Origin of the sequence: Streptomyces chiangmaiensis (genome assembly GCF_036281785.1) — a bacterium.
Lineage (GTDB): Bacteria > Actinomycetota > Actinomycetes > Streptomycetales > Streptomycetaceae > Streptomyces > Streptomyces chiangmaiensis.
Map to the genome: position 1 here is coordinate 1 of NZ_JAYWVC010000287.1, position 7,908 is coordinate 7,908.

Sequence of the window (7,908 nt, forward strand, 5' to 3'; positions counted from 1 at the left end):
TGGCTCAACTAACGCTCCTGCTGGTGAGTGGGGCTGGGGTAGCTGCCGGTCGGGCCGGTACCGGCCTGGCGACCCTGGGCGATGCCCCGTCGGAGATTGGTCAGCCGGCCGCGTACGTCATCGGGCGCACGTGAGACCTGCGGACCGGTGTGGTGCTGTTGCTGCTGAGCCGTGCCCGGCACGAGGTTCGCGCGCGGGACCCGGCGCGGCAGGCCGGAGGTGGTGATACCGCCTGCGGCGGGCTGCCGCACGCGTTCGGCCTGACGTACGAATTCGTCGTTCGGCGAGGTGCGCCAGGCCGCGGTGGCGGCCGGACGCTGGGGCGGTGCGGCGGGCTGCTGCGGGGCCGGCGGAACGGCGCCGTTGCCCTGCTGCGGCCGGTCGCCGCGGAACCAGTTGGTCTCGAGCGTGTCGTACAGCGGCGTGCGCCCGTCACCGGGTCCCGTCGCCGGCGGCAGGGCCTCGGGCTCCTGACGGCGCGGGGGCTGCTGTGGGCGCTGCGGGGCCGGCGGCCGGTTGGAGCCGTAGCCCTCGCCACCCATCTGCGGCCGCTCGAACTGGCCGGTGGACGACGGGTCCTGGTGGTTTCCATGACCTGGGACGGCGAACTGGCCCGTGTTCGAGGCGTCGTAGCCCTGCGGGGCGAACCGACCGGTGGAAGCCGGGTCCTGCGGGCGGCCGGGGGCCGGGTACTGGCCCGTGTCCTGAGCCCGGCCGGGTGCCGGGTACTGACCCGTGTCGCCGCCCTGCGCGTGGAACTGGCCCGTCGGGCCGCCCTGGGCCGGGCCGCCGAAGACGTCCGAGCGGACGAACTGCCCACCGTTGTTCGCCGCACCGGGACGCGGGGCGTTGAGGTCCGGCCGCGGGAACTCGGAGGTGGAACCGGGACCCTGGCGGTCGTCGACGCGCGGCATGGGCGAGGTCGTGGACAGGGCGTCCGGCTCCTCGTGGCCGCGCGGAGTGTCCAGCGAGGCACGCGGCACCGGTGGCTGCGCGTTCTCGTCGCTCCAGCTCGGCGTGCGCTGCGGGCTGCCACCGGGCAGCTCGGCCCGCGCGCCGCCGCGGCCGGACAGCTGCGGACGGCGGCGTCCACCGCGCTCCTTGGGCTGCTTCTGCTGTGGCTGCTGAGGTGCGGCCGTCGGGCCGGCGTCGCCGAGGCCGGCCGCCGGGCGCATACCGGAACCGCCGTCACCGAAGCCGCCCTGGCGGGAACCCGCGTCCTGGAAGGACTGGGCGCCCTGCTGACCGCCCTGCCCGAAGGCACCGGCACCCGTGCCCGCCGGGGCCGGCCGGCCCTGCTGCGGGGCGCCTGAACCTTGCGGGCCGCCGGGACGACCACCGGGGGCGCTGCCGGGCAGCGCGGGGCGCGGACCTTGACCTGCGCCCACCTGACCACGCTGCGGAGCGGCGCCGAGTCCCTGGCCGCCGGGCTGACCGGCACCGAAGGACGAACCGCCCTGCTGTGCCTGGCGACGGGCCGCGGCCACACCGGCGGCGGCCTGCGCGGCGGCGGGGCCGCCGCTCTGCGCGGCGCCCTGGCCCGGCTTGCCGGAAGCCGGCTTCTTGCCGCCGTGGGCGACGTCGACCGGGAGCATGACCAGCGCGGTCGTACCGCCGGAGTCCGACGGGCGCAGCTGGATGCGGATGCCGTGGCGCTGCGACAGCCGGCCGACCACGAAGAGGCCCATGCGGCGGGAGACGGAGACGTCCACCGTGGGCGGCGAGGCCAGCCGCTCGTTGATCTGGGCGAGGTCCTCGGGGGACAGACCGATGCCGGTGTCGTGGATCTCGATCAGCACGCGCCCGTCGGGCAGCGCATGACCGGTGACCTTGACCTTGGTCTGGGGCGAGGAGAACGAGGTCGCGTTCTCGAGCAGCTCGGCGAGCAGGTGCACGAGGTCGTTGACCACGCGGCCGGCCACCTCGGTGGCGGGCACGGCGGCCAGTTCGATGCGCTCGTACTGCTCCACCTCCGACGCGGCGGCGCGGAGCACGTCGACCAGCGGAACCGGGCGGGTCCAGCGACGGCCCGGCTCTTCACCCGCGAGGACGAGGAGGTTCTCACCGTTACGGCGCATACGCGTCGCGAGGTGGTCGAGCTTGAACAGCGAGGACAGCTGGTCCGGGTCGGCCTCGCGGGACTCCAGTTCCGAGATCAGCGACAGCTGGCGCTGGATCAGACCCTGGGAGCGGCGCGAGAGGTTGGTGAACATCGCGTTGACGTTGCCCCGCAGCAGGGCCTGCTCGGCGGCGAGGCGGACCGCCTCGCGGTGCACGTCGTCGAAGGCCGCGGCCACCTGGCCGATCTCGTCCCGGGAGTGCACACCGACCGACTCCACGGAGGTGTCGATGTCCTGCGGGTCGGACTCGGACAGCTGCTTGACCAGCTCGGGCAGACGGTCCTGGGCGACCTTGGTGGCGGTCTCCTGCAGACGGCGCAGCGAGCGGATCATGGACCGGGCCACGACGAAGGCACCGACGAGGGAGACACCCAGGACGATCAGGATCAGCGCACCGGAGACGATCGCCTCGCGCTCGGAGGCGTTCTTCAGCTCACGGGCCTTCTGCTCCATCTGCTCGAGGAGGGTGCCCTCGATGCTCTTCATCTGCTGGATCTTGGCCGTGTCGTCGTCGATCCAGTCCTTGTACGAACGCTTGTCCTGCGTCCTGAGGCCGTTCGCGCTCTTGAGGACGCGGCCCGCGTACTGGTCGGCGTCCACGACCGTCGGGCTGCCCTGGTCGATCGGCCTCGTCAGATCCTCGGCGCCGTCGCCGTAGATGCTGCGGAAGACGTCCAGCTCGGAGTCCTGGCTGTCCAGGGCGGAGAGGGCGTACTGGCGGTCGTTCTCGGAGAGCTCGCCGTACGTCTTGTTGGTCGCCGGAAGGGCCGCCGCGATGATCGCGCGCTGCACGGACGCGTACTCCTTGGCGGTCGAGAAGGCCGCCAGGGCGCGGGTGCGCTGGATCATCTCCGGGTTGCTGGTCGCCTGGGCCATGTCCTCGGACAGGCTGAGCAACTGGGTGATCAGCCGGTGGTAGGACTCGACCGTCTGGAAGGAGTCCTTCGACTCCGAGTCCTTCGACTCCTTGTAGGCGCCGGCGCGTATCGCGCTGAGGTTGTTGAGCTCGCTGGCGATACCGACGACGCTCTCGCGCACCCCGGAGAGCTGGCCGCTGCCGGTGGCGTCATCGAGCTCCTGGGTGCCCTCCAGGAACGTGGTGCGGGCCTGGTTCGTCTTGGCGCGGACGTTTTTGACCGTGTAGTCGTCGCTCGCCGAAGCGCCGTGGGCCAGCGGGCCCGCGGACTGGTCGCGCTCCTCCTGGAGCTGCTCGGCGAGCTGGGTCGCCTGCTTGGTCATCTCGGTCAGCAGCTTCATGTTCTCGAGCTGCCGGATCTGGTCCACGTTGTCGCCGATGCGCAGGGCGCCGAGCGAAGTGGCGGCGACCACGGGGAGCGCGAGCAGCGACACCAGGCGCGTGGAGATGCGCCAGTTGCGCAGGGCTATGCGCGTGCCGGGGTCGATCGGAGGAGTGGTCTTGGGTGGGGCGGGCGGCGTGGGAGCGGCGGTCGCGCCTGTGCGCCCAGGACGGTCGGGGACACCGCCGGACGGTGCCGGTCCCGGGTTCTGGGCGTGCTGGGGCGAGGAACCACGGTCGGTCCCGCCGTGCGGCTCCGGCTCCGCCGAAGCGCTGCCATCCCTCTTGAAACGTCCCTGCACTAGCGTCGCAACCTCTGGACCAGGCGCCCCTCCGCGCGAGCGGTGGGACGGTGTCGGCGTCTTGAGGGGCGCCCTGAATACGCCCCCCTGGTGGTCGTGAGTGACCGGCGCAAGCTCCCCCTTCCCGCCGCTGCTCGGCGCTGCGTTGCGCCTCTGCGCGCCGGTGCGATCCCGCGGCGGTCCGTGGAATTCCAGCACAGTGCCGGATCTCCAACAAGGCCAATGGGCGAGCCCGTGACTACCGTGACACTCTGTGAGTTCAGCGTCACAGATCGTAGAAAGTTATCTCGTACATAACGGACGTAGGCCTACGATCCATTGAGTCGCGCGTGGTGTCCCAGTCGCCATGATCAGGAGCGGAATGCGGGCTTCAATGGAAGAATGTCCGTTTGGTCCGCACAGAAAAGCGGCCCGGATTGCCCCTTTTGCTCGTCAGTCAGTGAGCAAACTCACACGGAGATCATGCCCACTTCATGGCTTCCGGCGGGAATTGCATGTTTAGCCTGACGCTTTACAGGGATGGCGAATCCGACAACCCGCGCCCCGGCGACAGCTCTTGTGGCCCGCTCGGCGCCCGCAACGACAAGGTCAACGACAACAGTGAAGACCACGATGATGTTCCGCACGATAGCCAACCCGCGGCGTACGACGCTGGCGCACCTCGCCGACGCCGAAGAGCTGCAGGCACCGGCGACGCCGGAACGGTCCGTCGACCTTCCCGCCCACACCGCCAATCCCAAGCGCACCGTTCTCGAGGAAGTCCCGGCGCAGGCATTCACCGCGGAGTGATACGCGCGCTCTGCGCCGCCCGCTCGATGATCACTGGGACGGGGTGATCACGCGCGCTCGCCGGCGACGTCCGCGTTCGGCCCCGGCGGCGCTCGCCGTAATGCGCGAGGCGCCGGCCCCCTGCCGCGTTAGCCTGGAGCGTCAGACTCCAGCCAGCTCAGTGAGGGGCGCAAGGATCTCGTGCGCATCGCCAGATTCTCCATCGACGGGAATGTCGCCTTCGGCGCGGTCGAGGGCGACAAGCCGGACGAGCTCGTTCTCGACATCATCAAAGGCATCCCGTTCGCGGACTTCGAGCTCTCCGGCACGAAGGTGCCGCTGAGCAAGGTCAGGCTGCTGCCGCCGGTGCTCCCCAACAAGGTCGTCGCCTTCGGCCGCAACTACGCGGAGCACGCCAGGGAGCTGGGCAATGAGGTGCCGGAGGCCCCGTTCGCCTTCTTCAAGCCGTCGACCTCGGTGATCGGCCCCGGCGACGAGATCGTCTACCCCTCCTTCTCCCAGGAGCTGCATCACGAGGCGGAGCTGGCCGTGGTGATCGGCCGCCTGTGCCGCGAGGTCCCGCGTGAGCGCGTCAAGGACGTGATCCTCGGCTACACCTGCGCCAATGACGTGACCGCGCGCGACGTCCAGCGACGCGAGAAGCAGTGGGCCCGGGCCAAGGGCTTCGACACCGCCTGTCCGCTCGGCCCCTGGGTGGAGACCGACCTCGACCCGAGCGACCTGACCATCCAGCTCACGGTCGACGGACAGCAGCGCCAGCTCGGGCGGACCAGCGAGATGATCCACCCGATCGAGGATCTGATCGTGAACATCACCGAGGCCATGACGCTGCTCCCCGGCGACGTGATCCTCACGGGCACTCCCGCGGGGGTCGGCCCCCTCAACGTCGGCGACGAGGTCGCCGTCACCATCGAAGGCATCGGCACTCTCACCAACAAGGTGATCAAGCGTGGCTAACGGCTCCGTCCGCGTACGTTTCTGTCCGTCCCCGACCGGCAACCCCCACGTGGGTCTGGTCCGCACCGCCCTGTTCAACTGGGCGTTCGCCCGCCACACCGGAGGCACGTTCGTCTTCCGCATCGAGGACACGGACGTGGCCCGCGACTCGGAGGAGTCCTACGTCCAGCTTCTGGACTCGCTGCGCTGGCTGGGCTTCGACTGGGACGAGGGTCCGGAGATCGGGGGCCCCCACGCGCCGTACCGCCAGTCGCAGCGGATGGACATCTACAAGGACATCGCACACAAGCTCATGGACGGCGGGTACGCCTACCACTGCTACTGCACGACGGAGGAGCTGGACGCCCGCCGCGACGCCGCCCGGGCCGCCGGCCGGCCGTCCGGCTACGACGGGCACTGCCGTGAGCTGACCGCCGAGCAGGTGGCGGCCTACGAGGCCGAGGGACGCACGCCGATCGTCCGCTTCCGGATGCCCGACGAGACGATCACCTTCACGGACCTGGTCCGCGGCGAGCTGACCTTCACGCCGGAGAACGTGCCGGACTACGGGATCGTGCGGGCGAACGGTGCGCCTCTGTACACGCTCGTCAACCCGGTCGACGACGCGCTGATGGAGATCACCCACGTTCTGCGCGGAGAGGACCTGCTCTCCTCCACCCCCCGTCAGATCGCCCTCTACAAGGCGCTGATCGAACTCGGCGTCGCGAAGGCCGTTCCCGTGTTCGGGCACCTGCCGTACGTGATGGGCGAGGGCAACAAGAAGCTGTCCAAGCGCGACCCGCAGTCGTCGCTGAACCTCTACCGCGAGCGGGGCTTCCTGCCGGAGGGTCTGCTCAACTACCTGTCGCTGCTGGGCTGGTCGCTCGCGGCGGACCGCGACATCTTCTCCACCGACGATATGGTCGCCACCTTCGACGTCGCCGACGTGAACCCCAATCCGGCCCGGTTCGACCTGAAGAAGGCCGAGTCGATCAACGCGGACCACATCCGCCTGCTTGAGGTGAAGGACTTCGCGGAGCGCTGCCGGCCCTGGCTGAAGCCGCCGTTCGCGCCGTGGGCGCCCGAGGACTTCGACGAAGCGAAGTGGCAGGCGGTCGCGCCGCACGCGCAGACCCGCCTCAAGGTCCTGTCGGAGATCACCGAGAACGTCGACTTCCTGTTCCTGCCGGAGCCGGTGTTCGACGAGGCGTCCTGGACCAAGGCCATGAAACAGGGCAGCGACGCCCTGCTCCGCACGGCCCGGGAGAACCTTCAGGCCGCCGACTGGACCTCCGCGGAGGCGCTGAAGGAGGCCGTCCTGGCCGCCGGCGAGGCCCATGGCCTCAAGCTGGGCAAGGCCCAGGCCCCGGTCCGTGTCGCCGTCACCGGCCGCACGGTCGGCCTGCCGCTCTTCGAGTCCCTGGAGGTCCTGGGCAAGGAGAAGACGCTGCGGCGGATCGACGCGGCGCTGGCGAAGCTCTCGGCCTGAGCCGTTCGTGGACGAGGGGCGGCACCCGCCGGGGTGCCGCCCCTCCGGCGTTCCCCGGCTCCAAGAATCACTGGCCCGGGTGAACGGACGGACACGGTCACCCGTCCGGAGCTACCGTCGGACCATGAGCATCAGCGCCGTGGTCTGGGACGTCGACGACACTCTTTTCGACTACACCGCCGCGGATCGCGCCGGCATGCGCGGGCACCTGGCCGCCGAGGGGCTGCTCGGCGGGCCGGGCACCGTCGAGCAGGCCCTTGCGCGGTGGCGGGCGATCACCGACGAGCAGTGGGCCCGGTACGCGGCGGGGGAGGCGTCCTTCGAGGGGCAGCGCAGGGACCGGGTGCGAGTCTTCCTGGGCGAGGAGCTGACGGACGAGGCGGCCGACGCCTGGTTCCGGCGCTACCTGGACCACTACGAGGCGGCCTGGGCCCTCTTCCCGGACGTCCTGCCCGCCCTGGACGCCCTCGCCGCGAGCCACCGGCACGCGGTGCTGTCCAACTCCAGCGTCCACGTCCAGGAGTACAAGCTCCGCACCCTCGGTGTGCGCGACCGTTTCGAGGCCGTTCTGTGCGCCGCGGAGCTGGGCGTCTCCAAGCCGGACGCCCGGGCGTTCCGCGCGGCCTGTGACGCCCTGGGACTCGCTCCGCGCGACGTCGCGTACGTCGGCGACCACCCGGAGATCGACGGACGCGGCGCGGCCGAGGCCGGATTGCTGTCCGTGTGGATCGACCGCGCCGACGTGAGCGCCGTCACGGACGGGTGTACCCCGGCCGGGCCCGACGGGGCCGCCCGCCTGCACCGGATCGCCTCCCTCGTCGAACTCCCTTCGGTCCTCGGCGCGGATACCCGTTTTGGAGCGCCGTCCACCTTCGGGTAATGTTCTTCCTGCGCCGCCGGGGAGCGGGCCGAGAGGCCGGGAGCCGGAAGCGCAAGCTAGAACAAGACCCCCACGGGGGCTTGCGTTCCAGTGGC

5 protein-coding genes are annotated in these 7,908 nt (G+C 70.7%); 4 read left to right on the forward strand and 1 reads right to left on the reverse strand.

Going from position 1 to position 7,908, the window contains the following annotated elements; genetic code table 11:
• Positions 1-8: 8 nt before the first annotated feature.
• Positions 9-3,719: a sensor histidine kinase gene (locus tag VXC91_RS40065; protein ID WP_329512284.1), complete on the reverse strand. Its 3,711-nt coding sequence runs from the start codon at positions 3,717-3,719 to the stop codon at positions 9-11.
• A 600-nt stretch (positions 3,720-4,319) separates the two neighbouring features.
• On the opposite strand from VXC91_RS40065, the gene VXC91_RS40070 reads away from it, so the two are divergent.
• The 4 genes from VXC91_RS40070 (at position 4,320) to VXC91_RS40085 (ending at position 7,813) form a co-directional block, all read left to right on the forward strand.
• Positions 4,320-4,508: a hypothetical protein gene (locus VXC91_RS40070; RefSeq protein ID WP_329512285.1), complete on the forward strand. Its 189-nt coding sequence runs from the start codon at positions 4,320-4,322 to the stop codon at positions 4,506-4,508.
• Positions 4,509-4,688: 180 nt separating this feature from the next.
• On the forward strand, positions 4,689-5,465 hold the full coding sequence (locus VXC91_RS40075) for a fumarylacetoacetate hydrolase family protein (protein WP_329512286.1): 777 nt from the start codon (positions 4,689-4,691) through the stop codon (positions 5,463-5,465).
• Positions 5,458-6,933 carry a glutamate--tRNA ligase gene (gene gltX / locus VXC91_RS40080; protein ID WP_329512287.1) on the forward strand — a complete coding sequence of 492 codons (1,476 nt, stop codon included), beginning with the start codon at positions 5,458-5,460 and terminating at the stop codon, positions 6,931-6,933. Before VXC91_RS40075 ends, gltX begins: the two co-directional genes overlap by 8 nt.
• A 124-nt stretch (positions 6,934-7,057) precedes the next feature.
• On the forward strand, positions 7,058-7,813 hold the full coding sequence (locus tag VXC91_RS40085; protein ID WP_329512288.1) for an HAD family hydrolase: 756 nt from the start codon (positions 7,058-7,060) through the stop codon (positions 7,811-7,813).
• The last annotated feature ends 95 nt before the right edge of the window (positions 7,814-7,908 follow it).